Genomic DNA, 25,008 nt, shown 5'->3' with positions numbered 1-25,008 from the left:
AAAGGCAGCTATGTTTGCAGTTGTCTTTTTTCTTGGAGGAAAGCGTATGATACAGATTAAAATAAAGGATAATGAACAGGATTACAGAGCTGTCCGCATAGAAGTTTTTATGAAGGAGCAGGGGTTTCAAAATGAATTTGATGAAATCGATGCCGTTGCCACACATCTGACGGTATATGTGGATGGAGAGCTTGCTGGCTGTGCCCGCTGTTTTCCACATCAAGAGGATGCGACCTGGGTGTTTGGCCGTATAGCGGTATTGCCGCAGTTTCGTCATCAGGGACTGGGGGGTGTTCTCCTGCAGGAGATGGAGAAGCTTGTTAAAAGCCGCGGGGGAAACCGATGTCTGCTGGATGCTCAGTGCCGTGCCTGCGCCTTTTATGAACGTTATGGTTATACCGTATGTGGACAAGAGCATATGGATGAGCATGTACCGCATGTCCAGATGGAAAAAATGCTGTAAAAGAGTTGTGAGTAACCATCGAATTAAGAAAAGCCTTTTTCTTTCTGCAAGAAAAACGTGAAGCGTGGGGACTGCTGTGTGAGTGAGTGTGGATTATCAATATAGGTAAATAGTCAGAATACAATTCCTATATTTTTCCATACTTTTCTTACATAAGATATAGGTTATGATAAAGCACGGTATGAAAGCCAGTCATATAACAGGTGTGTGAAGAAATTACATACATTGAGGAATTTCCTTTTTAAGAAAAGTTAAATATGCTAGTTTATTCACAAAGTTAAAAAAGTGTGCTATACTATGCAATAGGTGATAAACATGACAGAGAAAAATGTGCCCAAGGCAACGCTGCAGCGATATCCTGTCTATCTGAAGGCATTGCGCAAGCTGAAAAGTTCAGGTGTAGAAAGAATCATGTCCAAGGAGCTGGCCAGTGTCGTTAATATTGAACCAACGACAATCCGCCGTGATTTTTCTTTTCTGGGAAATCTGGGAAAGCAGGGATATGGTTATGATGTCAATCGGCTGATTGAGATTTTTAATCAGCAGCTTGGTATGGATTTTGATGAAAAAATCATTCTGGTTGGTGCCGGTAATATGGGCCGGGCACTGATGAAGTATAATAAATGGGATTATGTTGTAGGTGAGATAGCCTGTGCCTTTGACGTCAATCCCGACCGTCAGGGTGTCCGCTTCGGTATTCCGGTGTATGATATTGCAGATCTGGAGCAGAAGGTTCCCGATGGCTGCCGTATCGCAATCCTGGCGATTTCCGAAAATATCCAGCAGACAGTTGATCGTTTGATTGCCTGCGGTATCAGCGGTCTTGTGGATTTTACACACGAGCATATACAAATTCCGAAAGGGGTTGTATTAAAGAGTGTAGATGTGGTATCATCTATACAGGAGCTGGTCTTTGAGACCAACAATTTGAATGTAGAGCGTTGAAGCAGAACAGCATAGATTACGTGCGACTAGCGAATGCAGGAAGGTGGAAGCTGCATGCAAACGGATGTATGACTGAACAGCTGCGGAGCTGAACCGGAGAACTTATAGTAGACGGTTTCGTGTGGGAACGATATATCCCGTAAAAGATGCTCATGCTGCATGCAGTATGGGAATCAGGATGGCACCGCGTATATTACGTTCCTGAAAGGGGACGTTTTTTTGTGCTATAAAAAGGAGGAAATGAAAATGTTTGAATTTATGACAATTCGCGAGCTGTATGAGATCGTCATGAGCGGTTCTCATGTAGAACAGGACAGTATGGAATATGTGCAGCTGCAGGGGTGGATTCGTACAAATCGCTGCAGTGGAAAGCTGGGCTTTATAGAGCTGAATGATGGAACGTATTTCCGCAATGCTCAGCTGGTGTATATGAAGGAGCTGAAGAACTTTGCGGAGGTTGAAAAATATCCGACAGGAGCTGCGATTACCGTAACCGGAAAATTCGTGCTGACACCGCAGGGAAAACAGCCGTTTGAAATTCAGGTAACAGAGGCAACGCTGGAAGGTGACTGCGATCGTGATTATCCATTACAGAAGAAGCGCCATAGCTTTGAGTATCTGCGGGAAATTGCGCATCTGCGTCCTCGTGCAAACTCTTTTTATGCAATCTTCAGACTGCGTTCTGTTTTATCTATGGCAATCCATGAATTTTTTCAGGATCAGGGCTTTGTTTATGTACATACTCCGATCATTACAGGAAATGACGGCGAGGGTGCAGGAGAAATGTTCAAGGCGACAACCAGAGAGGATGCGGACTATGAACAGGATTTCTTTGGAAAGGAAGCATTTTTGACAGTTACGGGCCAGCTCCATGTTGAAGCATTTGCCATGGCATTCCGTGATGTCTATACGTTCGGCCCTGCATTCCGTGCGGAAAATTCCAATACCAGCCGTCACGCCAGTGAATTTTGGATGATAGAGCCGGAGATTGCCTTTGCGGATTTAGAGGATGATATGAATCTGATTGAGGATATGGTGAAGTACTGTATCGATTATGTTCTGGAAAACGCTCCGGAGGAAATGAAATTCTTCAATACGATGATCGATAAGAGCTGTATTGAGCGTATCACGAAGGTGCGCAATTCTGATTTCAAGCGTATGACCTATACGGAAGCAATCGAGCTGCTGCTGCAGGCGGATGTGAAGTTTGATAACAAGGTAGAATGGGGCATGGATTTAAATTCCGAGCATGAGCGTTACATCTGTGAAAAAATCGTAGACGGCCCGGTATTCCTTACGGATTATCCAAAGGATATCAAGGCATTCTATATGCGTGTGAATGATGATGGAAAGACCGTGGCAGCGTGTGACCTGCTTGTTCCCGGCGTTGGAGAGCTGGTTGGCGGAAGTCAGCGTGAAGAGCGTTATGATGTGTTGGAACAGCGCATGAAGGAAATGGGTATGACGACAGACAGTCTGCAGTGGTATATGGATCTTAGAAGATATGGCGGCTGCAAGCATGCCGGCTTCGGTCTTGGCTTTGATCGTCTGCTGATGTATCTGACGGGTATGCAGAATATCCGTGATGTGGAGCCATTCCCGCGGACACCGAAGAATCTGCTGTTTTAGCCATAAAACAGATACAATGATATGAGCAGAGATGGGCTGTGCGTGAGGCTTGCCTTTCTCTGCTTTTCTTAACGATTGATTTCGGATAAAGATATTTCAGGGGCTGTTTTGAAGGCTTATTGCCTGGTGCTGTAGCCGCAAGTCTAGAATATACTGCTCATGAAAGCACGGTATACACAGTGAAAATATTATGAAGAAAGTTCATTCGTATCTGTAAGAGCCGCTATGCTATATGGTTGCCTGTTATTTATTATAGTGTTTAATTTCTATAGCATTTTATATTATTTTTCGGGTCTATCTGTTATTATTAGTGACAATCACAGCATTGCTGGTGGTTGCTGTTTACCATATTCCCAAAATTCCATATACCGCTGAAAAATATGTGTTACAGCAGCTTGGGTAGATGGTAAATAAGCTTGTAAAGAAATCAATGAAAGAAAAAAGAGGGGCTTTATGAAAACAATACGCTTTGCGCAATTATCGGATGCACCGGCACTTCTTTCTATCTATGCATATTATGTGGAAAATAGTGTTATTACTTTTGAATATGAAGCTCCAACGCTGGAGGAATTTGAAGGACGAATGATGCATATTCAGCAGGAGTATCCATATCTTGTTTGTGAAATTGATCAGAAAATCGTTGGCTATGCCTATGCACACCGTCATATGGAACGCGCCGCTTATCAATGGAACGTGGAGCTGTCCGTATATCTGCAGCCGCAGGCTCAGCATCGTCAGATTGGAAAGGCATTGTACACTGCACTTTTGGAAATTCTTAAACTGCAGCGTCTGCAAACAGCGATTTCCTGTATCACATTGCCCAATGCGGCAAGTCTGGCATTGCATAAGAGCTTTGGCTTTAAAGAGATGGGCATACTGCATAATGCCGGTTATAAATTTGATGCATGGAGAGATGTGATCTGGCTGCAAAAGGAGCTGCAGAAGCATACCGTACCACCGCTGGAATGGCTCAGTATCGAACGTCTTGATTTTATCCGTATCATGGAGCTGCTGCATACTGCCTGTATGATGATCATATAAATACGCAGTATGCAAATGAAGTCACGTACCGGAAATGAAGGAGTTAGTCAACGTTATGGTAGGATTCCTATATCAAAATGATTTGATATTAGAAAAGATGCAAGACCATTCCTGGAGCGGATAATTTTGCATCTTTTTGTTATTGTTCTAAGAAAGAATCATAGGCAGTATACCTATGTTTCGCTTATAAAATAGCAGTGATAACTATTTTCTGCTATATATAAGCATATATAGCATTTACTTGCTTATCAGCAGGTCAATAAATTTTAGAATTGCCTGTTTCTGTTCTTTTGTCATAAGCTCCCACTTTCTCAGGAGATTTTGTTCCTCCAGCTCATGCTTTTTCATGAGTGCTTCTTCATAGAAAAACTCACTCAATGTCATATCCATAGCTTTCAACAGAGCCTCCAAAGTAGGAATCGTGGGCAGATTATTTTTACGGAACAGGGAATTGATGGTGCTTTGTGCGACATCTGCTTTCTGAGCTAATTTATATTCCGTAAGATTGTGCTGCTTCATAAGAAATTTAAGCTTCTCTAAATAATCCATAGCGACCTCCTGTATACATATCTATTGTAATACGTTAAAACGTTGTAAAACTAACGTAAAGGCGTTATATAAAACGTATATACGTTAGTTTTAACGGAAAAGCGATAGATATGTTATGTTAAATAGAATTTATGGTCTCATCCTAACAATATGGTTTATAATAAGACCTAAAACGGTACGAATATGCAATTTCTGAAATTATCATAGGAGAGCTTTTTATATAGGACAGTATAGAAAGCATATAACCTATTTCATATAATTTCTTATTTGGTTGAAATGCTTTGCATGTTATAATGGAGCTATAGACAAGGAGATGACAGGATGAAACGTTTGCCGATTGGTGTAGAGAATTTTAAAACAATGATTGATAAGGATTTTTATTATGTGGATAAAACGAGCTTTATTCAGGATGTTTTAAATGAAGAAGTCATATTGTATACAAGACCTCGTCGCTTTCACCGAAATAGTGTCGATACCTTTGGTATCCGACAAGAGGCGCGCTAGTAGCGGGGAAAACGTTGAATATGAGCAGGCGGTGCCCGCTCAGGCGTGCTTTATTATTTCTTTTCTATTAAAGAAAAGGAGCATGCGGATTTATTTCATGGCTTGAGCATCATGTCGAATCCAAAGGCTTTGACCTATCAGAATCGCTATCCTGTAATCTTTCTAACTCTGAAGGATATGAAAAATAATACGTTTGAAAAGCAGTTGAAAATGTTTAGTAAAATCATAGTCAATATAATCGAAGCATTTCCGGAATTATGGGATAGTGATAAATTGAGCAGTGCTTCTTTAAAGACGATAGAGATGTATCATGAAGGAGCACAGGAAGAAATCGATTTGCAGGTATCCCTACAATTTATCGCACAATGCCTGATGCAGCATTATGGAAAGAAAGTAATTATCATAATAGATGAATATGATGTACCTTTGCAGAATGCTTATCTGAATGGGTATTATGATGATATGGTGAATTTTCTCAGAAATGTATTCAGCACTGCCTTGAAAACGAATGATGCATTGGAAAAAGGGGTATTAACCGGTTGTCTGAGAATTGCAAAGGAGTCGACACCACAGGCGGGCTTTAGCCTCTTTACAGGACTGAATAATTTTAAAGTGAATTCCATCTTTGATGAAGTATCTAGACAGAGATTTGGGTTTACGCAAAGTGAAATAGATCTATTGCTTCAGGCGTATCATGCTGAGGAATACAAGGCTGTGGTAAAAGAATGGTAGGCGGTGCCCACCCATGGCGTGACGGCTATGAATTTGGCGGCTGTGATGTGTACAATCCCTGGAGTGTCCTGATGTACATGGATCGTTTGCTCAATTCCAGTAGAAAGCTGCCGGAATCCTTTTGGGCGAATACGAGCGGGAACGATATCATTTATCGTTACGTAAAGGAGGCAAATCCTCTCATGCGGGAGGAATTTGATGTACTGGCATCCGGCGGTATGATTGAAAAGCCGATCAAGGATGATTTGACCTACCGTGAAATGGATCAGATCAATAATGTGTATAGCTTTCTCTTGTATACAGGATATTTAAAGGTTGTAAGCTGTGTGAATGAGGAAGAAAAAAGATACCGTCTGATGATACCTAACAAAGAGATTAAACGGGTGTATGTATCCATATTCAGGGAATGGTTTGACGAGCAGGTAAAAAATAACGGAGCCACCTTTGTGGAAGCGTTGAAGCAAAAGGATATATCAGGCGCAACAGAGCTGTTAAATACTGTTTTATTTCAAAGCATCAGTTATTTTGATTACGATGAGAAATTTTATCATGGCTTGTTGCTTGGAATGATGAGCGAATATCAGATCGTATCCAATCAGGAGTCAGGGTTGGGAAGAAGCGATATCACACTGCTGCCAATCAGCAGGCTATCAAGAGGGGTGCTGCTTGAATTAAAGGTCGCAAAGCGTGAAGAGGATTTACAAAAGCTGGCAGAGCAGGCGTGTAAGCAGATTATTGATATGAAATATATCGAAGGCCTAGAGCGAAAAGGGTATAAAGATATCATTGGCTATGGTATTGCCTTTTATAAAAAATCCTGTGTGATTGTAGCTGTCTTGGATTAACTGAGGGAGTATTTAGGCATTGTAAGCAGATAAAAAGCCACTGTTTGATCTAGGATAGTGACTTTTTTTGTACACCTTTCGCACTCTGTTTATATTTCGCTATCTGTTTTGAGAGTTGGTATCGAGTAGCAAATCAATCAGTTTGAGCATACAGCGCTTCTGCTCCTTTGTCATGAGCCTCCAATTTCTAAGTAAATTCTGTTCTTCCAGTTCAAGCTTTTTCATGCGTGTCTCATCATAAAAGAATTCACTCAGAGTCATATCCAGGGCTTCAAGCAATGCTTCCAGTGTTGAAATCGTAGGAAGGTTGCTTTTCTGGAATAAGGAATTGATGGTACTCTGCGGTACATCTGCCTTTTTAGCAAGTTGATTTTCATTTAGTCCATGCTGCTTCATCAGAAATTTCAGTTTATTCAGATAATCCATGACAATCTCCCCTTCTATATATATTGTAATACGATAAAACGTTATAAAAATAACGAATAGACGTTATAATTAACGCATAAACGATAGCATTAACGAAAAAGCGATATATTTATGTCAACATATACGGAAAGTTCTGGTAGATAGATAAGTTGTCCTGTTCTTCCGTTTTACATTGCACATTAACACTGCATAAAAGTAAAATCACACTACAAAAGAAATAGGATGGATCATTTCTATTCACGGATATTTTCCATATGTGTGAGGCAGTGTTGGATGGTATGAAAAATGAATAGCACGATTCTGCTTTGTGAAACAGCATATTGTTGATCATTTCTGTATCAATATTAAATATGAAGCAGTAGAGGGTTTCTTACCATTTTGTGATATTTAGCGAAAAGCGTTGTGTTCCCTTTATTTATCTTCTATAATATAACATGGTGATTTATGATGAAAGAGTACATATTAAAGACGAAAAAAGATGGCTCCAGCATTACGGTACGGGATGTACAGCTTGTACTTCTGGAAATGCTGAAGGATATAGATTCACTGTGTAAAAAGCATAACATCAAATACTGGCTGACTGGTGGAAGTGCCCTTGGTGCGGTACGCCATAAAGGCTTTATTCCATGGGATGATGATGCGGATATCGGTATGCTGCGGGAAGACTATGAAAAATTTCAGAAAGTAGTTCAGGAGCTGGGGGATGACTATATCACACAGTGTTTTGAAACACATAAGGAATACAATGTTCTTGTTCCTCCGATGAAGGTACGTAAAAAAGGCACCTTCTGTGTGGAATACAATGCATTGCTGAAAAATAAATGTAAGGACAGTGACGGTCTGTTTATTGATATCTTCGTTCTGGATCATGTGAGTGAACATAAAGTAAAGGACTTTATTTGGAGAGTGCGTAATGGAATCCTGATGGTGCTGATAACGATATTTGAAAATCTGCACATCAATCCACTGCTGTTGAAGCGCCGCTTTGTACGCAATGCAAAGAAATATGGCGAAATCAATAAAAATTCTCCTTTGATCGGATATGATCTGACCTGGACGTTTAATTCCTTTTTTCATCCGGTTGTATACAGCATGGAAAGTGTTTTTCCTATACAATATCTGGAATTTGAGGATACGATGCTGCCGGTTCCAAAACGGCCTAAGGATATGCTGGATGTTGAGGTATCTGTCCAGCATATGAGCTATCCGCCGTTAAAGGATCAGGTACCCAAGCATATTAAGGATATCGAACTGCATGTTTAACAAAAAAATGGATGGAAGAAGAAAACAGAAACGGAGGATTTCTTATGGCTTACGCACCCCGGCAAAGAAGGTATAAGGTTCGCTGGAAGATTGTCATACCACTGCTAATACTCGTAGCTCTTGTTTTGTATGCAGCCGTGGGACTGCTATTCCCGCAGAAAAAGGAAGAAGTAAAAAAATTCACGGTTTGCGGATTAAACAGTGAGGATACCATACAGCTTTTAGATAAAAAATCCGCAGATACGATAACCGTGAAGGATTATGTGTTTTATGGAGAATCTTTGGGCTTGTATACACAGACCTATAATGCCAAAAGCGACAAGGATGATCTGGCTGGTAAAACAGTGGAGCTGCATAACCTTTGTACCGATGAGACTATACCGATGACGATGGATTCTACTGTCGATCAGAAAATAACGCTGGAGGATCTGGCTCCGGGATATTATGAGGTAACTGTGATTGATAATCTAGTGAAAAAGCGTGTGATTTATGATGGCTCTTTGACATCCGAGGCGTTTACGACCGTACAGCGCAAGGGAAGTGTCAATGAAGTGAGGCTGATTGCACAAAAGGATTTGTTGAAGGATTATGATAAAACGCTGGATCAGAATTATTTGTTTTTATCCGTGGAAAAAGCAAAACCAAAGGCTGGAGATATTGATGTGTTACTAGATCCTTATGGCATGAATACTGATTTGACCTATATACCGGATGAGGGAAATAAAGGAAACGGTATTACAGAATATAAGGAAACCTATCAGGCTGCCGTATGGATGAAGGAAGAGCTTGAAAAACACGGCTTGCGTGTGGAAATAGCAAAGAACAGTGCCAAAGAACAGCCAAAGCCTGCCTATGGTGAGGATGGAAGACTGGCAGACGGCTATAAAAAGCATGCTCGCTACTATATTTATCTGCGCTTTAATACTAATCCGGATGAGAGTGTGAGCGGTGTGGAAATCTGGCATAGTGCTTATAGCAGTCCAACGCTTGGGAAGCATATTATGTACGGACTGGAAAAACAGCTGGGTATGAGTGGCAGTGCCTATACAGATGCCAACAATCCTGGGGTCGGTGCAAGTCCGCTGATCAGTGGCGGCTATGACATGTATTCTAACATTCGGGAAGCAGGCGGGCGCGCCACCATGGCAGGAAAAGGCAGTGAAAATGCCCGTAAGGAAAATCAGTCCTTTGTGAATGCGGATGGCATGCAGGGGATTGAAATTGATTTTGCCTATGTAACAAATAAAGAAGATGCGGAAAACTGGCTGAAAAACAAAGAGAAGATCGCCCGTCAGGCGGCTGCTTCTTTCGCCGGCGGTATCAATGCGGCTAACTAAGAATACGAATCGAAAAGAAGAAGGTGGAGATGATGAAATATCAGATTCATAAGGGAAGCAAATATTACGGAGCGACAACCGTATTTGAAAATATACAATTTGAAATAAGGAATACTGAAAAAATAGCCATTGTCGGACGCAACGGCTGTGGAAAAACAACACTGCTGAAAATCATTGCGGAGTCAGAATCCCTGGACAGCGGGGAAATCCATAAGGAAAACCGGTTGAGCATCGGCTATCTGGCACAGACAACCTTCGTGAACGAGACTGCCCTTGTTGAGGATGAAATGGAGAGTGCCTTTGAGAATGTGAAGGCGCTTGCTAGACGTCTGGAGGAGCTTACTGAAAAAATGCGCAGCGATCATGGTGATGATGTGCTGAATGCCTATGCGGATGCACAGCAGCGCTTTGAAGAAATGGGCGGATATACGTACTGCAGTGAGCTTATGACGATTTTTACGAAATTCGGATTTCAGGAGGAGGATCTCAAACGTCCGGTTTCCTCCTTTTCCGGAGGTCAGAAAACACGTCTGGCATTTGTCAAGCTGCTGCTGAGTAAGCCGGATATCCTGTTGCTGGATGAGCCGACGAACCATCTGGATATCGATACGATTGAATGGCTGGAGGGATATGTGAAGCGCTATCCAAAGGCTGTGGTTCTGGTATCGCATGACCGTATGTTTCTGGATGATGTCGTTGATGTTGTTTATGAAATTGAATACGGTGTCATGCGCCGCTATCCGGGAAATTACAGCAATTACGTGGAAGTGAAGAAAAGTGATATGGAGCAGCAGAAAAGCGCTTATATCCGCCAACAGAAGGAAATACAGCGGATGGAGGAGCTGATTGAAAAGTTTCGCTATAAGAAAAACAAGGCTGCGTTTGCACAGTCGAAAATCAAGTACCTGGATCGAATGGAGCGAATAGACGATCCCAAAAGTAATGAAAAAAGCTTCCATGCCCGTTTTGTCCCCAATGTAAAGGGTGGAAAACGGGTGCTGGAGGTGCAGGATCTGACCATTGGCTATGATGAGCCTTTATGTACTGTGAATCTGGAGGTCATGCAGTCTGCCAAGATTGCAGTCATCGGGCCGAATGGAAAAGGAAAATCAACCTTTATGAAAACACTGATGCATCAGGTGGAGCCGCTTGCGGGAAGCTTTCTGCTTGGTCATCAGATTGAAATCGGTTATTTTGATCAGGAGCTTGCACAGTTCAACAGTGCCAATACGGTTCTGGAGGAGGTCTGGAATGATTTTCCGGATTTGAATCGTACGGAGGTACGCACGGCACTGGGCTGCTTTCTGTTTACCGGAGATGATGTGTTTAAAACTGTTGACTGCCTGTCCGGAGGAGAAAAGGTTCGCCTGAGCTTTGTAAAGCTGATGCTATCACATCCGAACTTTCTGTTGATGGATGAGCCGACCAATCATCTGGATCTGATAGGTAAGGAAGCACTGGAGGAGTCCCTAAAGGATTACGAGGGAACCATGCTGTTTGTTTCTCATGACCGTTACTTTATCAGTAAGCTGGCAACAGCAATCCTGGTGATTGATGATGGAAAGGCACTCTATTACCCTTTGACCTATCATGAATATATGAATAAGGATAAAGAGCAGCCGGTAGAGAAAAAGCAGCGCTCTCCTGAGAAAAAGGAAACCGGCAAGCCGGAGCGCTATATCAATTACGGTAAGGAAATCAGTAAGCTGGAAAAGAAGATTGCCGGAAAGGAAGAAGAGCTGGAAGCCCTTCGGGAGCTGCGCTTTGAACCGGAATATTATCATGATTATCATAAAATGCAGGAGCTGGATGATAAAATTGACCTTATTCACAATGAAATTGAAAATCTGATGCAAAAGTGGGAAGAATACAGTGAGAAAGTAGAAAGCTAAGAAAGAAGGGATTCATTTGAAGGTTTTTGAACATAACAAGCTGGGACATATGGAGCTGAGCAATCGCATCGGAGTACCTGCCATGTGCACCTATATGGTGGAAACGAAGGATGGTGTGGGGAATCTGCATCATGTGGCACATTATGATACCCTGGCGAAGGGACGCCCTGCCTTTATCGTACAGGAGGCGACTGCGGTCAATGCCCATGGGTATATCAATGCGGAATGTCTGGGGATATTTACTCCGAGACAGCGGCAGATATTGAAGGATATTGTAGATTGTGTACATGTTTACGGTGTGAAAATCGGTATTCAGCTGAATCATGCCGGAATGAAGAATTCCTTCGGAAATCAGAAATACGGACCAATGGATAGGGACGATGTGATTGGTCTGGATGAAGCAGGCATTGAAGAAATCATTGTGAATTTTGAATTTGCAAGCCGCTGGGCGAGAGAGCTTGGCTATGATTTTGTAGAGGTGCATGCAGCGCATGGATATCTGATCAATCAGTTTTTATCACCGCTAACGAATCAGCGAAGCGATGCTTATGGTGAAGATCGCACTCTGCTTTTGCGTCGTATCACAGAAGGCTGCCGTGACAACTTTGAAGGGGATGTCATTGTGCGTATTTCTGCTGAGGAATATGAAGCACAGGGATTGCATGTTGATGATATGCAGCCAGTCGTTCAGGCGATTGAGGAAGCTGGAGCTGTCGCAATTTCCGTTTCAAGCGGCGGATTGAACAGCTCCGTGATTGAAGCATATCCGATGTATCAGATTCCCTATGCTAAAAAAATCCGTTCAATGACCTCACTGCCTGTCATGGGAGTCGGGCTGATTACAAAGGAAGCTGAAATCGAACAGCTTTTAATGGAAGAAAGCTGTGATTATGTTCTGCTGGGGCGTAAGCTTTTGCGTGATCCGTTTTTTCTACTGAAATGGCTGGATCATGTGCATATGCTTCATGAGGATGAAATTGGTCAGTGCCTGTATCGGGGAATCCATAGGAAATAGAATACGGCAGCCTTTGGGCAAATGTCGTGAAGCTAAGAAAGCAAAAACAAAGCAACATCTATTTGTGTTATTTAGATGCTGCTTTTTTACTGTTCACATTATGAAAGCGTAAGGAAATGTTAAATTTTTTTCGAAAATAAGTCAAAAGTATAATAAAAATGTTTTCATGTTATACAATTAAAATAATATGTAAAGCGGCTTTTGTATAATGATGCTGAACTTCGTCCTATTCTTTATCCTGATATTTATATGGAAGCATTATTATTTCTTAGCTTCCTTATTTATTAAAGTAGTTAAACTTAATACCAATCATTGGTCTTCGTGCTGTTTTTTATTTTCATACAGCGTAAGAAACAGCATGTGTCAAAAATGAAACATGAGGTATTGTATGATACATATAGGCGGTGATGACATGGTTGTGCAAACAGAACTGGTGCCTGTATGTATGAATGCAGCGTGTGAACACAGAATAAATAGAATGCGTGCTGAGGTAGTTGAGGCTTTGTGTATCGAAATACATGCTGTAAAGATCATAAAGCTGCATCATATGCTTATTTGGGCTATGCGCTTCAGAAATTACAAACAGCTCTTACGTATTTTGAATGAAAGCAATGTATCTACAAATACAGACCTGTGCTATTTTTTCTGGTATGAGGATGAACCTGTATTTCTTCAGAAAGAGCCGTTTTATGATATATATTGTAGGCTATGCAGAAAGAGTCGTGCATCTGTTTCCATAACTGCATTAAATAATAGAGCATCACAGCTGTTCAGTCAGTTTCTAAAGAAAGCTTATCGAATAGACATCTGTAAAAAGCATGTGCGTATTACTGAAAATTATCGGAGGGTAGACATCGTATTCTGTAGCAGTAGCTTTCACATCCTTCTACAATATGCCTGCTTTCTGGCATTGTATGAACTACTTTCTGTATGTGGAGCTATCGTGCTTGTGGATTGCTTTATGAGGCTAACTGCAGAGCAAGCTGTCTTGGTATATGGAAGTATATGTGATTTGAATATTCAGAATAAACATATTATTTTTATAAACAGAAGAAATTGCAGGGCATTGAAAAATCATGTTGCAGGATTCCCGCAACAAGAAAAGGTGGTTTAATGAGACAGATAACGATGAAAATTTTTGGTATCGGTGATCGGGGAAATTCTATGATTTGGCATATGCTGCAACAACCGCTGCAGGGCGTGGAATATATCGCAGTGAACACCAATCAGCATTCTCTGAAACAGTTTTCTGTTAAGCAAAAGCTTTTGCTTGAACAAAACCCTATAAAAGGATATGGTACAGAAGCTGCTACAGAGCTTGGAAAACGTTCTGCACGATCCTGTAAAGAAGAAATCATTGCACGTATGAAAGGTGCTGATATGGTATTGTTATGTGGCGGGCTTGGCAGTGACATGGGAAGCGGCGCACTTCCTGTATTTGCACAGCTTGCAAAGCAAATGCATACCCTGACGATTGCCTTTGTGACATTGCCCTTTCCTTTTGAGGAGGAAAAGCGAATGTGTATAGCGAAGAGTGCACTGGAAGATATTTATACAAATGCAGACACCTGTATCACTTTATCCAATCAATATATTCTCCAACAGCTAAAAAATACGGAAATCGAAAGTGCCTGTTCCATGGCTGACAGGATGATACAACAGGGAATTCAGGCGTTATATGAACTAATTACCATACCGGTCTATATCAATGTGGATTACGCCGATATCCGTACAACGATGGCAGAGCAGAAGCATGGTTTTATTGGTGTTGGTTATGGTCGTGGTGCATATAAGGGGGAGCAGGCTGTCGCACAGGCTTTGTCGGCATGTTTTTTGGAACATGATATAGCGGGATTGCATCATGCAATCGTACATATATGTGGAAACAGTGCACTGACGCTGGATGAAGTACAACAAATCATAAACCGTATTCATGATGAGGCAGGAGAAGCATTGGATATTATTTTTGGGATGGCATTTAATGAAAACCTGCAGGATGAACTTATTGTGACGGTATTAGCAGCTGGGGGATAATGCTTTTTACGCCTATATCAAAATCGTGATATAATGAAAGAATGAAAGGAATGATGATGTGAATAAAAAAATGCTTCCTGTATGTGTATTGAAAATTTTGGAGGAATACAGTGATGCTTCTCATCCCCTGCAACAAAAAGATATCATTCGATTGCTGGAAGAAAATTATCAGCTGGAAATCGCAAGAAAGGCACTGGGAAATGTTTTGCGTGAGTTGGAGGAGCTGGACTATGATATTTGCTATAAAAACGGATACTATCTGGATGAGCGTCAGTTCACAAAAAGTGAGCTACACTTTCTGATTGACAGTGTTTTAGCAGATACCACCATGACCAGGCTGCAAAACAGAGAGCTGCTTGAAAAATTACTTGGTAAGGAAAGCGCGTATGTTAAAAGGGGATTTACCCATGTACATACTGTCTCTCAGCTCTCTCATGGAGATAATCCTGAATTTTTTCTGTCCATTGAACTGATACAAGAAGCGATTGAAAAAAACTGTAAGGTTTCGTTTGATTATTATTCCTATGGGTTAGATTTACAACTGCACAAACGCAGAGAGCGTCCATATGTTGTAAACCCGTATGAAATGATGGTATCAAACACACATTATTATCTAATAGGAAATTATGATGCCTATGATGATATATCTCATTATAGAATTGATAAAATACGAAATGTAAAGATCCTAGAAGCATCACGCAAGGCTGTTACACAATTACCAGAATGCAGAAATGGATTTGAATATCCAAGGCATCTGACGGAGCATATGTATATGTTTGCAGGAGCAAGTGAGCATGTGAAAATCAAATTTAAAAACTGCATTGTCGATCAAATTGTGGACTGGTTTGGGAAAGAATGCCGGATAGAACAGATTGATCATATGTATTCCTATCTATTTGTAAAGGTGAACCGCAATGCTTTAAATTACTGGCTGAAACAATATGATGAATTTGCAGAAGAAATAAAGGAGGAGTAAGTAAATGGCAATAACATACAAAGGAGAATTTCTGACACATAATATGTTTGATTATGCTACAAGTGAATTATCACAGGATGCGTTTTTCTGCTGGCTGCTGAGTTATTCTACACAACAGGATAAAAAAGAATATGGAGATTTGTTTCGAGTGTCACAAAGCTTTTTGAAACATATGCTAGGTAAGGAAGAAAGTGATTGCGAATATTTCGTAGAGAAAATCGAACGGCAGAAGAAAATTATAAGCAAAGATCAACAGGGATATATTGATATTTTTGTGACATTGAAAAACAAGGGTCAAACTCTGTATCTGATCATTGAAGATAAAATCAATACAGGAGAACATGATAACCAGTTAACAAAATACTATTCCGCGTTGCTTCAGGAACAACAATATAACTGTGATAATTTATTTCTGTCGTATGTAAAATCAGAGTATATGATAAAATCTGAAAAACAGGCTATGGAGAGTTTAAAAGAAACTAAACTTTTTCATGGACACATGACAGTGATTGATCAAACAATGCTGTTACAGATTCTTAGACAAGAAGGTGATGCAGCAGAACACATTATTTTAAATGATTTCATAAAAAAACTGAATGATAAAATAACTGTGGTGAATTTCAATGATTCTGCTTCATTTAAATTGGTTGGAACAAACAGTACAGTGAATTATGAATATTTTGAGTTTCTTACACAGCTGGATATTATCAAAGATCATAAATTTTGCTGGTGCGGTTATGTAAATAATGCAAGAGGGGGATTTCACTGTCTTACATGGAATGAGCATAAATTTGATAAGGAGCCCTTTTCATCCATCTATTTGCAAATGGAAATTCCGCCCTATAGTGAAGAAGAAGAGAACAAGGAATTGCGTATTGTGTTGAAGCTGAAGGCATATGAAGAAAAAAACGCACTGTTGGCTGCTGATCCTGATCTTGGACAGAAAATCAGAGCAATCAGGGAAGAAATCAATGCTTCCATTATGAAAACTGATAATGGAGATGAAGAATTTTCATATGAAACAAAGTATTTTAGGATAGGACATACGATGAGAGCTGGATATATAGCATTTGAGGCAAAAAAATATCATGATGCAATCAATACAATGAATACATATGTGGATAGTGTCTTGGAAACCTTGCGCGCGAAGCATATAAATGAATCTGAAGCTAAGGAATAATAATGCAGGTTATAAAATGAATACGCATAATTCCTTTCATTCTGCACATCTTAACAGCAGGTGATGCAAATGAATAAGGAATATGAGAAACTGAATACCCGTTTAAAGGAACAGATGCAGACGGATTTAAACTTCGATATCGTCGTAAAGCCGCTGCTGGTGCAGGGTGTTCATATGAACCTGTATTTTGTGGACGGCTTTGCAAAGGATGAAATACTGGAAAAAATGATGGAATTTCTGTTGAAGGCTGATCTAAAGAACTGCGTGGAAACTCAGGATGTGCAGACCTTTTGTGATTCATGGCTTTCTTATCTGGAGGTAGATGTACAGCCGGACTTTGCGGCAATGATTACCTCTGTATTGAGCGGCAGTGTGCTGTTGATTGTGGAAGGATATACGAAAGGCATTGTCATTGATGCCAGAACCTATCCGACAAGAAGCATGCAGGAGCCGGAGGATGATAAGGTGCTGCGCGGCAGTCGGGACGGTTTTGTGGAAACCCTGATTTTTAATACGGCACTGATTCGCAGAAGAATACGGGATACCCATCTGCGAATGGAGTATCACAGTGTCGGCTCGATGAGTAAAAGTGATATCGTTTTATGTTATATGGATGGTCTGGCTGATAAAGATTTACTGGATGACATCCGCACAAAGCTGTCGGAAATCCATGTAGAGGCGCTGACCATGGCACAGGAGAGCATTGCAGAGGCACTGGTTCCCCATAAATGGCTCAATCCGTTTCCCAAGGTGCGTTATACCGAGCGGCCGGATGCTGCCAGCAGCAATATACTGGAGGGAAAGGTCATTTTAATGATTGACAACTCTCCCAGCGTCCTCATTCTGCCAACCAGCTTTTTTGACTTTATACAGGAGGCACAGGACTACTATCTCCCTCCGATAACCGGAAGCTACTTACGCATTGTGCGGATTATGGTTTTCTTTTTGACGCTGCTGGTTACACCGCTCTGGTATTATCTGAACTGCAATCCTGCACTCACACCCGACTGGCTGCAATTTGTCCTCATTCAGGATAATATGAATCTGCCGATTATCGTGCAGTTTCTCGTATTGGAATTTGGTATTGACGCATTAAAGATGGCATCCCTGAATACGCCCAGCTCGCTGAACAGCTCCTTCAGTATTATCGGAGCGCTGATCCTTGGCGATTTTGCGGTAAATGCCGGCTGGCTGGCACCGGAAATCATTTTATATATGGCCTTTGTAGCACTGGCAAACTTTACACAGCCAAGCTATGAGCTGGGGTATGCGATCAAATTCATGAGAGTAATGCTGCTGGTGTTTGTCGCAATCCTGCCAGTATGGGGCTTCTGGATTGGTCTTGCCTGTATGCTGGTCATTATGGCAAGTAATCGCACGGTTACCAAAACCTCCTATTTCTATCCGCTGGTTCCGTTCAATCCGCATGACTTTAAAATGATTTTCGCAAGGAAAAAGCTGCGTGGAAAAAGCAGCAGCCGTTCTTAAAAAATTTTCTTCCATAATCCGAAAAACATGTTACCATATGCATGAGGATGTGATCTGCATATGGAGAAAACGATACAGGATAATTTATTGGCGCATTTCATGGAGCTTTTGCTGATGCCGGCTCTGCTGTACAGCTATCGCGATGGCGGTGTCCTGTACTGGATTGTATTGATTCTGATGGATGACTATATAATAAAGCATCAGGATGTGAAGGGGTTGCTGCCGCTGTGGGGGGATGAACGCTATAAAAAGGATGTCCGTCTGTTGCTGGTTCTTGAGGGCTTCATGCTTGTGGGAATCATCATCATAGCCTTTAAAAACTGGCAGGTTTCCGCAATTCTGCTTGTGAATGACCTGATTCTTGATTTTATCGGGATTTTTGGACAGGATAATACAAAGAAAAACAAATAGGAACTTTAAAAATAGTGGATTATGTGCTAAAATAATGCCGTAATGTTAAATGTTAATAGGAGGAATTATAACATGGCAAATTGTTTAGTTGCACAGTCTGGTGGACCAACTACCGTTATTAACGCATCCTTGGCCGGTGTGGTACGCGCAAACCAGTTGAACCCTGTATATGACCACGTATATGGTGGATTAAATGGTATTGAAGGAATTCTGGAAGACCGTTTATACGATCTTACAAACATGAGCGAGTACGAAAACAGACTTCTGCGTCAGACTCCGTCTTCTGCACTGGGAAGCTGCCGTTACAAGCTGAAGAGAAACGATGAAACAGATTACCGCAAGCTGGTTGAAATTATGGACAAGCATGACATTGAAATTCTGTTCTACATCGGTGGAAATGACTCTATGGATACTGTTGATGCACTGAGCCAGTGGGCAAAGGCAAACAACATTAACAAACGTTTTGTTGGTATTCCAAAGACAGTTGACAATGACCTGATGGTTACTGATCACTGCCCTGGATTCGCTTCAGGAGCTAAATTTGCTAATGCAGTTGTAAATGCTACTTGGCTGGACTACAACGTATATACACGTGAGGAAGTATTTATTCTGGAAACTATGGGTAGAGATGCAGGATGGCTTGCAGGTTCTACAGTTGTTACCGGAAGAGTTGACCTGATCGTTCTGCCAGAGGTTGATTTCGATAAGGAAAAATTCCTGGCACAGGTTAAGAAATGCATGGATGAAAAAGGAAAATGCTATATCGTTACAAGTGAGGGTGCTCACTATGCAGATGGTACATACATTGCAGCAGGGGAAGCTGTAAATGACGGTTTTGGACACGCTGTATTAGGCGGTGCCGGAGAAAACCTGAAAAACATGATTCTGGAGGCTGGAATCGCTCCACGTGCAAAGGTACAGGATTTAAGCACAGCTGCAAGAAGCTCTAACTTCGCACAGTCACTGGTTGACGTAACGGAAGCATTCGAGCTTGGTATGTCTGCACACAGCAGAAGCGCTGACGGTAAGTTCACAGGACATGTAGTTGCTGTACAGAGAGAATATGTGGATGGAAAATACAACGCTAAATTCATCTCCGGACCAGCTGAAAATTTCGCAAACCATGTAAAGCATGTACCGGTTGAATGGATTCTGCCAGATTACCAGGGTCTGACTCAGGAATTCTATGACTATATCACACCACTGATTCAGGGTGAACCTACACTGATCATGGAAAACGGTATTCCTAAGACAATCGTTCCTTTTAATAAGAGATAGTCGGTAAATAAACATCAAGGAGGATGTGTTCTCAGATTGAGACCATCCTTTTTTTGTACTGTGATAGAAGTGCGAAAGGGTGTCCATAAATAATGCACAAATTTATCATTTTGTCTGAAAATAAAGTGATTCACAGCAACCTGATGCATTTGCTTTCATAAAAATGATGGTTTTCTTTCATGAAAATGTAAACAAAAATGACATTTTCGTGTGAAAGTGAGAGTTAAAATATTGTAATTCTATGTGAATTACGATATAATAAGGTCATTATCAGGAATGATAGGAGGGAATTAGATGAAAAAGCTATTAAAAGTGATGGCCGCAGCAGCATGTGCGCTTTCACTGACAGCCTGCGGTTCATCCAAAAAAGAAGACACAGTCGTAGTTGGATGTGAGGAACTGACAGGAACCTTTTCACCAGTTTATTATTCTTCTGCATATGATGGATATGTAGTAGACCTTGTTTACAATAAACTGATGGAATATGATTATGACGGCAATCTGCAGCCTGCATTGGCTGAAAAAACGGATGTTGCCAAAGATGGAAAAAGTATCACCTTCCATTTGAGAAAGGGAGTTAAATTCTCAGACGATTCTCCATTTACAGCAAAAGACGTAGAATTCACTTACAAGGTTGTAACTGATCCTAGTTATACTGGACGTTATGGACAGACAACACAGTATGTTAAGGGATCCGACAACTATCGTAACAAGAAAAACAAAAAGGAGCCTGAATTCCCAGGTATCCAGGTGATTGATGATTATACAATCAAATTTGAATTTACAGAAGCTAGAAATGACAATCTGCTGACTCTGATGAGTATCGGTATCATTTCTTCAAATCAGTTCAAGGATGATTACGCTTACAAGAACACGAAGCCTCTTGAAAAAGCAATGGGTACTCCAATTGGTACAGGACCGTATGTGCTGAAAAAATGGGAATCCGGTTCAGGTGCTTCTTTCACCAAGAATGAAAACTACTGGGGTGATGGTTTTGAAGGCGTAAATAACATTGTCATCAAGCCTACAAAAATGGAGACAGAATATCAGGAGCTGAAGTCTGGTAACGTTGATATGCTGTTAGGACAGATCGAGCCTAAGAAAATCGGGCCTGCTTCTACAAATAAAGATCTGGCTATGAACCACTATCTGCGTGGTGGAATGGGTTACATTATGTACAACACTGCTAATGGTGCAACAAGTGATGTAGCAGTACGCCAGGCACTGACATATGCATTCGATCGTCAGGCATTTGTAGATTCTTACTATGAGTGCAAGGATTGTAAAGATCTGGATGGTGTAAGTATCGGTTATGTTCCTACTACTTATAATAACCCTATTTCTAAATTAGGTAAGGTTATTGATGGTACGGAAAAGGTTGACGGATTAGATAACTATTCCTATGACATTGAAAAAGCGAAGAAGCTTCTGGATGATGCAGGATGGAAAGTTGGTTCTAGCGGATTCCGTGAAAAAGACGGTCAGAAGCTGGAAATTAAAATCCTGTCCATCAAGGATCACGATATTCTGAGCAATCTGATTCCTATGTGGAAAAAGGCTTGGGGTTCTGAACTGAAAGCTGATGTTAAGGTTGCTACAGTTGACTTCAATACATTGCTGAGCAAAGTATATGCTGACAAGTCTCTGAGTGAATGGAACCTGTTCTTCATGGCTACTTCTTATACTTCAGATTCTATGTCTGACATTTACACAACATTCAATTCTGCATATGCAAAAGAGAATAACGATAACTATTCCCGTCTGAAAGATACTACTCTTGATAAGCTGATGGACGAAGCTATCCAGGAAATGGATGAAACTAAGGCTATCAATAAATGGGTTGACGCTCAGAAACGTATCAATGAAGACGCTGCAGTAATCCCTGTATACGGAAACACTTACTTCGATATTTATAACACGAAAATTAAAAATCTGAAGACGAGCGCTCTGTATCCTTGGACGAAGGGTCTGAAAGACGTTACGGTCGAATAGTAGTACTGGCTATAAACGAAAGTGTTTCAAATAAGAGCAAGGAATACTTGCTCTTATTTATGTTTTTTATTTCGGAGGTGATCTCATGCTGAAGTATATAGCAAAACGTTTGTTAAATCTGATTCCCGTAATCTTTATAATCTCCATTGTGATTTTCGGTACTGTAAAAAGTATGCCAGGAGATCCGGTTGATGCATATCTGGGAGTCGGTACACGCGCAACACCGGCACAGAAACAGCAGATACGTGAGCAGTTGGGATTGGATAAATCCATACCTGAACAGTACGTTATCTGGATTTCAAACATGGTAAGAGGTGATCTGGGTCAATCCATGAAGTATAAGGCACCAGTGTCTGATATCATTGGTGACTATGTTTGGAATACGTTCCTGCTGAACCTGGTTTCTCTTATCATTGGAGTGGGATTGTCCATTCCAATTGGAATCCGGCAGGCAACAAAAAAATTCTCAAAATTTGATAACTTCTGGACAGTGTTTTCCTTACTTGGAGTCTCTGTTCCTACATTCTTTTTCGCTTTAATTCTGATTTTCTTCGTGGCGTTGCCTTCAGGGTTTATACCTGTAAATGGTATGCGAACCCCGAATTTGGCAATGTTTGGTTATGATAACATCTTCCAGGAAATCAGTGATGTCGCATTGCATATGCTGCTGCCAACCATAGTACTTGCGTTTGGTAACTTTGCGACATTCTCCCGATATGTGCGAAGCTCTATGATTGATGTTATCAATCAGGACTATGTACGTACAGCTCGTGCTAAGGGATTGAAAGAAAAGACGGTTATTTATCGCCATGCCTTTAAAAATGCACTGATTCCACTGGTTACCCTTCTGGGCTTATATATTCCGTCCCTGTTCAGCGGTGCCATGATTCTGGAAACCGTATTTTTATGGCCTGGTCTAGGTAAAATACTGATTGAGGCAATTAACTCACAGGATCAAAGTATTATTACAGCATGTCTGATGTTTTCAGCTATTCTGATGGTTTTGGGGAACCTGCTTTCAGATATCCTGTACTCCGTGGTTGATCCGCGTGTCAAAGTAGAATAGAGGTGATTGGAATGGCAAATGAAAATGTAAAAGAAAATAAAACAATTAAACTGGACAAAAGCGATACAATGGGCCCTTGGCAGATTGCTTGGAATAAGTTTAGACAAAATAAAATTGCTATGGCCGGTCTAATCATCTTTGTGTTGATTGTTCTGGCAGTTATATTCGTTCCTATCATTAGTGGAGTGGATGTGGATGATTATAGTTTTGATTTAAAAAATATTGCGCCAAATAGTACGCATTGGCTTGGAACTGACCAGCAAGGACGTGATGTATTCTTCCGCTTATTCCTGGGAGGACGTATTTCTATCATGGTTGGTATTATAGCTGCATTGATTACGGTTTTCCTTGGTTGTGTGATTGGTGGCGTTGCCGGATACTATGGTGGCTGGGTCGATAATCTGTTAATGCGTTTTGCAGAAATTGTATACTCTTTGCCATTTACACCAATGATTCTGGCATTGGCATACAATATGCTGTGGACTCCTTCCAACATTAAAATGTATGTCGTATCTCTGCTGATTGGTGTTCTATCATGGCCGGGACTTGCCCGTTTGGTGCGTGGGCAGATATTATCTTTACGAGAACAGGAATTTATGCAGGCTTGTGAAGCACTTGGTCTGAATGATTTCTCTAAGATATTCAAACATCTGATTCCGAATGTATTATCCATGATTATTGTTAATGCGACATTGTCAATGGCTAGTGCAATACTGACAGAGGCAGGTCTGTCCTTCTTGGGTATGGGAGTTGCTGAACCTACTCCATCCTGGGGGAATCTTATGTATCAGGCTCAAAACTCAACGGTTTTCCAGACGTATCCGTGGGACTGGCTGCCTGCTGGTGTCATGTGTTTGCTGACCGTTATCTCCATCAACCTGATCGGAGAAGGATTACGTGATGCCTTTGACCCGAAAGATATACGATAGGAGCTGGTGAGTATGGAACAAGTAAAGAATAAGAAAATATTAGATGTGGAAAATCTGAAGGTTTACTTCTATACAAAAAAGGGAGTTTCCAAAGCGGTCGATGGGAACAACTTCAAAATGTATGAAAATGAAACACTGGCTATCGTTGGTGAATCCGGTTGCGGAAAGAGCGTTACTGCCATGAGTATTCTTGGTCTTGTTGATGAGCCTGGTAAAATTGGTGAAGACAGCAAAATCATGTATGGTGATAAAAATCTGGCAACCTTAAAGGATGATGAAATACGTAAGATTCGTGGAAATGATATCTCTATGATTTTCCAGGAACCGATGACTTCACTGAATCCGGTATTTACTGTAGGAAATCAGATTATGGAGAATATCCTGCTGCATGAGGATGTAAAAAAAGAAGAAGCACACGAGCGTGCTGTCAAGCTGCTGGATATGGTTGGAATTTCCCGCCCGGAAAAGGTCGTTGATAATTATCCTCACCAGTTATCCGGTGGTATGCGTCAGCGTGTCATGATTGCCATGGCACTTGCATGTAATCCAAAGCTGTTGATTGCGGATGAACCGACCACTGCTCTGGATGTAACGATTCAGGCGCAGATTCTGAAGCTGATGAATGATCTGAAAGAAAAAACAGGAACATCCATCATGCTGATTACCCATGACCTTGGAGTCGTTGCACAGATGGCAGATCATGTAAATGTCATGTATGCAGGAAAAGTGGTAGAAAGCGCACCAGTATTTGAAATCTTCAAAAATCCAAAGCATCCGTATACTGTTGGTCTGATGAGCAGTATGCCGTCTTTAAATAGTGGAAGCAAACGTCTGAGTACGATTGAAGGAAATGTACCAAATCCTATCAATTTACCAAAAGGTTGTTATTTTGCTGACCGCTGTCCGAATGCAATGCCAAAATGTAAGGAATCTCAGCCACACGATGTAAAGGTTGGATCCAAACATCATGTCAGCTGTTTCCTGTTTGATGAAACGAAAGGGGAGGAATAGTT

23 protein-coding genes are annotated in these 25,008 nt (G+C 41.1%); 21 read left to right on the top strand and 2 right to left on the bottom strand.

Annotated features, from left to right (window positions below):
* The first annotated feature begins 46 nt into the window (after positions 1-46).
* From GKZ87_15745 to GKZ87_15730, 4 genes are all read left to right on the top strand, one after another.
* Positions 47-463, top strand: coding sequence for a GNAT family N-acetyltransferase (locus tag GKZ87_15745; protein QSI26831.1), 417 nt, complete (start codon positions 47-49; stop codon positions 461-463).
* A 315-nt stretch (positions 464-778) separates the two neighbouring features.
* Positions 779-1,408 carry a redox-sensing transcriptional repressor Rex gene (locus GKZ87_15740; protein QSI26830.1) on the top strand — a complete coding sequence of 210 codons (630 nt, stop codon included), beginning with the start codon at positions 779-781 and terminating at the stop codon, positions 1,406-1,408.
* Between the two features lie 246 nt (positions 1,409-1,654).
* A complete protein-coding gene (asnS, locus tag GKZ87_15735; GenBank protein ID QSI26829.1) occupies positions 1,655-3,037 on the top strand; it encodes an asparagine--tRNA ligase in 1,383 nt (460 codons plus the stop codon).
* A 453-nt stretch (positions 3,038-3,490) separates the two neighbouring features.
* Positions 3,491-4,078 carry a GNAT family N-acetyltransferase gene (locus GKZ87_15730; protein QSI26828.1) on the top strand — a complete coding sequence of 196 codons (588 nt, stop codon included), beginning with the start codon at positions 3,491-3,493 and terminating at the stop codon, positions 4,076-4,078.
* Between the two features lie 237 nt (positions 4,079-4,315).
* Here the strand turns inward: GKZ87_15730 and GKZ87_15725 are convergent, their stop codons facing one another.
* Positions 4,316-4,627 (bottom strand): helix-turn-helix domain-containing protein, encoded by a 312-nt coding sequence (locus tag GKZ87_15725; protein ID QSI26827.1) that lies wholly within the window; start codon positions 4,625-4,627, stop codon positions 4,316-4,318.
* Between the two features lie 321 nt (positions 4,628-4,948).
* Here GKZ87_15725 and GKZ87_15720 point away from each other — a divergent pair, with 321 nt between their 5' ends.
* Genes GKZ87_15720 through GKZ87_15710 form a run of 3 tightly spaced genes read left to right on the top strand, consistent with a single transcriptional unit; the run spans position 4,949 to position 6,708 of the window.
* Positions 4,949-5,131 (top strand): AAA family ATPase, encoded by a 183-nt coding sequence (locus tag GKZ87_15720; GenBank protein ID QSI26826.1) that lies wholly within the window; start codon positions 4,949-4,951, stop codon positions 5,129-5,131.
* Positions 5,132-5,176: 45 nt separating this feature from the next.
* Positions 5,177-5,863, top strand: coding sequence for an AAA family ATPase (locus tag GKZ87_15715; protein QSI26825.1), 687 nt, complete (start codon positions 5,177-5,179; stop codon positions 5,861-5,863).
* On the top strand, positions 5,857-6,708 hold the full coding sequence (locus GKZ87_15710) for a hypothetical protein (GenBank protein QSI26824.1): 852 nt from the start codon (positions 5,857-5,859) through the stop codon (positions 6,706-6,708). Before GKZ87_15715 ends, GKZ87_15710 begins: the two co-directional genes overlap by 7 nt.
* Positions 6,709-6,807: 99 nt before the next feature.
* Here GKZ87_15710 and GKZ87_15705 read toward each other — a convergent pair whose 3' ends face one another.
* Positions 6,808-7,134: a helix-turn-helix domain-containing protein gene (locus GKZ87_15705; protein QSI26823.1), complete on the bottom strand. Its 327-nt coding sequence runs from the start codon at positions 7,132-7,134 to the stop codon at positions 6,808-6,810.
* 447 nt (positions 7,135-7,581) lie between these two features.
* On the opposite strand from GKZ87_15705, the gene GKZ87_15700 reads away from it, so the two are divergent.
* The 14 genes from GKZ87_15700 (at position 7,582) to GKZ87_15635 (ending at position 25,006) form a co-directional block, all read left to right on the top strand.
* Entirely contained in the window at positions 7,582-8,397 is an 816-nt protein-coding gene (locus tag GKZ87_15700) for a LicD family protein (protein ID QSI27991.1), read from the top strand.
* Positions 8,398-8,441: 44 nt separating this feature from the next.
* Positions 8,442-9,734 carry a hypothetical protein gene (locus GKZ87_15695; protein QSI26822.1) on the top strand — a complete coding sequence of 431 codons (1,293 nt, stop codon included), beginning with the start codon at positions 8,442-8,444 and terminating at the stop codon, positions 9,732-9,734.
* A 32-nt stretch (positions 9,735-9,766) separates the two neighbouring features.
* On the top strand, positions 9,767-11,626 hold the full coding sequence (locus GKZ87_15690) for an ATP-binding cassette domain-containing protein (GenBank protein QSI27990.1): 1,860 nt from the start codon (positions 9,767-9,769) through the stop codon (positions 11,624-11,626).
* A 16-nt stretch (positions 11,627-11,642) separates the two neighbouring features.
* Positions 11,643-12,641: an NADPH dehydrogenase gene (locus tag GKZ87_15685; GenBank protein ID QSI26821.1), complete on the top strand. Its 999-nt coding sequence runs from the start codon at positions 11,643-11,645 to the stop codon at positions 12,639-12,641.
* 1,113 nt (positions 12,642-13,754) lie between these two features.
* Positions 13,755-14,675, top strand: a complete 921-nt coding sequence (locus tag GKZ87_15680; protein QSI26820.1) for a cell division protein FtsZ — start codon at positions 13,755-13,757, stop codon at positions 14,673-14,675.
* A 58-nt stretch (positions 14,676-14,733) separates the two neighbouring features.
* Complete coding sequence (locus GKZ87_15675) at positions 14,734-15,651, top strand: WYL domain-containing protein (GenBank protein ID QSI26819.1); 918 nt, start codon at positions 14,734-14,736, stop codon at positions 15,649-15,651.
* Positions 15,652-15,655: 4 nt separating this feature from the next.
* A complete protein-coding gene (locus tag GKZ87_15670; GenBank protein QSI26818.1) occupies positions 15,656-16,831 on the top strand; it encodes a hypothetical protein in 1,176 nt (391 codons plus the stop codon).
* Between the two features lie 69 nt (positions 16,832-16,900).
* Positions 16,901-18,319: a spore germination protein gene (locus GKZ87_15665; protein ID QSI26817.1), complete on the top strand. Its 1,419-nt coding sequence runs from the start codon at positions 16,901-16,903 to the stop codon at positions 18,317-18,319.
* 60 nt (positions 18,320-18,379) lie between these two features.
* Positions 18,380-18,730: a hypothetical protein gene (locus GKZ87_15660; protein ID QSI26816.1), complete on the top strand. Its 351-nt coding sequence runs from the start codon at positions 18,380-18,382 to the stop codon at positions 18,728-18,730.
* Positions 18,731-18,802: 72 nt separating this feature from the next.
* Positions 18,803-20,008, top strand: coding sequence for a diphosphate--fructose-6-phosphate 1-phosphotransferase (locus GKZ87_15655; protein QSI26815.1), 1,206 nt, complete (start codon positions 18,803-18,805; stop codon positions 20,006-20,008).
* A gap of 294 nt (positions 20,009-20,302) precedes the next feature.
* Positions 20,303-22,000: an ABC transporter substrate-binding protein gene (locus GKZ87_15650; GenBank protein ID QSI26814.1), complete on the top strand. Its 1,698-nt coding sequence runs from the start codon at positions 20,303-20,305 to the stop codon at positions 21,998-22,000.
* Between the two features lie 85 nt (positions 22,001-22,085).
* Positions 22,086-23,066 (top strand): ABC transporter permease subunit, encoded by a 981-nt coding sequence (locus GKZ87_15645; protein ID QSI26813.1) that lies wholly within the window; start codon positions 22,086-22,088, stop codon positions 23,064-23,066.
* Positions 23,067-23,077: 11 nt separating this feature from the next.
* A complete protein-coding gene (locus GKZ87_15640) occupies positions 23,078-23,995 on the top strand; it encodes an ABC transporter permease subunit (protein QSI27989.1) in 918 nt (305 codons plus the stop codon).
* A gap of 12 nt (positions 23,996-24,007) precedes the next feature.
* Positions 24,008-25,006 carry an ATP-binding cassette domain-containing protein gene (locus tag GKZ87_15635; GenBank protein QSI26812.1) on the top strand — a complete coding sequence of 333 codons (999 nt, stop codon included), beginning with the start codon at positions 24,008-24,010 and terminating at the stop codon, positions 25,004-25,006.
* The last annotated feature ends 2 nt before the right edge of the window (positions 25,007-25,008 follow it).

This window comes from Erysipelotrichaceae bacterium 66202529 (genome assembly GCA_017161075.1).
GTDB lineage: Bacteria > Bacillota_I > Bacilli_A > Erysipelotrichales > Erysipelotrichaceae > Clostridium_AQ.
Note: the sequence above shows the minus strand (reverse complement) of the source record. Positions and strands in the feature narration are given on the sequence as shown.